General features: G+C 59.4%; 4 protein-coding genes. 3 read left to right on the forward strand and 1 reads right to left on the reverse strand.

All coding sequences use genetic code 11. The features are described from left to right. Positions 1-495, reverse strand: a 495-nt coding sequence (locus tag AC1DT3_RS19420) for a CoA-binding protein (RefSeq protein ID WP_477466853.1), incomplete at its 3' end; no start/stop codon positions are given. Positions 496-567: 72 nt separating this feature from the next. On the opposite strand from AC1DT3_RS19420, the gene AC1DT3_RS19425 reads away from it, so the two are divergent. The 3 genes from AC1DT3_RS19425 to rpsI form a co-directional block, all read left to right on the forward strand. Beyond that, positions 568-999, forward strand: a complete 432-nt coding sequence (locus tag AC1DT3_RS19425) for a PaaI family thioesterase (RefSeq protein ID WP_477466856.1) — start codon at positions 568-570, stop codon at positions 997-999. 205 nt (positions 1000-1204) lie between these two features. Continuing rightward, the gene (rplM, locus tag AC1DT3_RS19430) at positions 1205-1669 is read left to right on the forward strand and encodes a 50S ribosomal protein L13 (RefSeq protein ID WP_477466854.1); all 465 of its coding nucleotides are present in this window, start codon (positions 1205-1207) and stop codon (positions 1667-1669) included. Then, positions 1669-1928, forward strand: a 260-nt coding sequence (rpsI, locus tag AC1DT3_RS19435) for a 30S ribosomal protein S9 (protein ID WP_477466855.1), incomplete at its 3' end; no start/stop codon positions are given. The genes rplM and rpsI, both read left to right, overlap by 1 nt.

The following is a 1928-nucleotide window of genomic DNA, read 5'->3' on the forward strand; positions in this document are numbered from 1 at the left end:
GCCTTTTCCTGAAAGAACGGGCTTTTTCGAACTCAGCATCCGCGAATTAACGCCCTGCCAGGAAATTTCCCCCGACAAGCGGCCGAACTCGATCTTGGGGCAGCGATCCATGACGACTTGGAGACCTCTCGCCTCCGCTTTGGCAGCGGCTTCGTCGTTGCGGACCGACAGCTGCATCCAAAGTACCCTCGGCAGCGGATCGAGGGCGAGAGCTTCATCCGTGATCGGACCAGCGGCGGCGGAGTTACGGAAAATCTCAACCATGTCGATCGGATGAGGGACGTCGGCGAGCCGTGCAAAGACCGTCTTGCCCAACAGCTCCTGGCCGGCCAGGCCTGGATTGATCGGAATGACGTCGTAGCCCCGCTCCAGCAGGTACTTCATGACGATCCAGCTCGGGCGCGCCGGATTCTGGGACGCGCCCACGAGAGCGATCGTCTTCACGGACTTGAGGATGTCGCGGATATATTCGTTGGGATAGTTGTCGTGGTTCATGCGGAGAAAGTATGGGATAGGGCAGGGTAGTTCAATGAGCATCGGATTCCGGTGAAACAGCATCATCCCCTCATGACTTGCGACGAGTTGACTGCATTTTTCGATCGGGAGTTCCCGGAAGTTCATTTCGGCGGCCGCACCTTCCACATCGAGGACGTCGGTCCTTTCACGGCCCGAATGCGAATGGACTATCACGAGCGGCACGTTCGTCCCGGCGGCACCTTGTCGGGGCCCTCCATGATGACCCTGGCGGATTTGTCGCTCTACGTCGCGATCCTGGCGCAGATCGGACCCGTTCCGCTGACCGTGACGACGAACCTGTCCTTCAATTTCCTCAGGAAGCCGGAGCGGAAGGCGCTGATCGCGGATTGCCGTTTGTTGAAGCTGGGCAAGCGGTTGGCCGTGGGCGAAGTGTCGATGCGTTCGGAGGGCGCGCAGGATATCGTTTGCCACGCGACCGGGACTTACTCGATCCCGAGTCCGCCACGCGAAGAGAATTCATGAGGTATTGAGATACCGCAGTGGAGGTATTAGAATACCTCATTGGCTCAAGTCCATATTTTTCAATACGTTCCGCCGTCTCTATGGGTTAGATTGTCGTTGACTTGAAGCCGTAAAGTTCCTAAATCGCCATCACTCGCCGCCGCATTTCGCGGCGGTTTGTCGTTTCATAACCGGAGCCTTTTTGCTCCCAACGGGAAACAGCGCGATGAAGACTACTTCGCTGAAGCCCGCCGAAGTCGATAAGAAGTGGGTTGTGATTGATGCGAATGGCCTGGTTGTTGGCCGCCTCGCTTCGGTCGTCGCGATGCGCTTGCGCGGTAAGCACAAGCCTAGCTACACCCCCCACGTCGATTGCGGCGACAATGTAATCGTAATCAACGCCGATAAGGTGGTGTTCACCGGCCGCAAGCGCGAGCAGAAGGTGTATTACCACCACACCGGCTACCCGGGCGGTATCAAGGAGCGGACCGCGAAGTTCATCCTCGACGGCCGTTTTCCTGAGCGCGTGGTCGAAAAGGCTGTGGAGCGCATGCTTCCCCGCGGCCCGCTTTTCCGCCAGATCATGGGCAACCTCCGTGTCTATAAGGGCACCGAGCATCCGCACACCGCGCAGCAGCCGGAAGTGCTGGACGTCGGGGCCCTCAACTCCAAGAACGTGGGAGCTAAGTAATGGCGACCCTTCAATCTCTCGCCGATCTCGGTCAGAACGCCCAGGCGGCCGCTCCGGAAGCGCCGAAGCACGTTCAGAAGATCGACGCTCAGGGTCGCGCCTATGCGACCGGCAAGCGTAAGGATGCGGTCGCCCGTGTCTGGATCAAGCCCGGCTCGGGCAAGATCGTGGTCAACGACCGCCCGGTCGACGTGTACTTCGCTCGCCCGGTTCTGCGCATGATCCTGCAGCAGCCGCTGCACATCGCGAACCGTGACGG

The sequence above is a fragment of the Microvirga sp. P4_G7 genome, assembly GCF_056401005.1.

Coding starts and splice junctions, on each gene's coding strand:
- AC1DT3_RS19425 (WP_477466856.1), top strand. CDS start 568: ATGACTTGCGACGAGTTGACTGCATTTTTCGATCGGGAGTTCCCGGAA.
- rplM (WP_477466854.1), top strand. CDS start 1,205: ATGAAGACTACTTCGCTGAAGCCCGCCGAAGTCGATAAGAAGTGGGTT.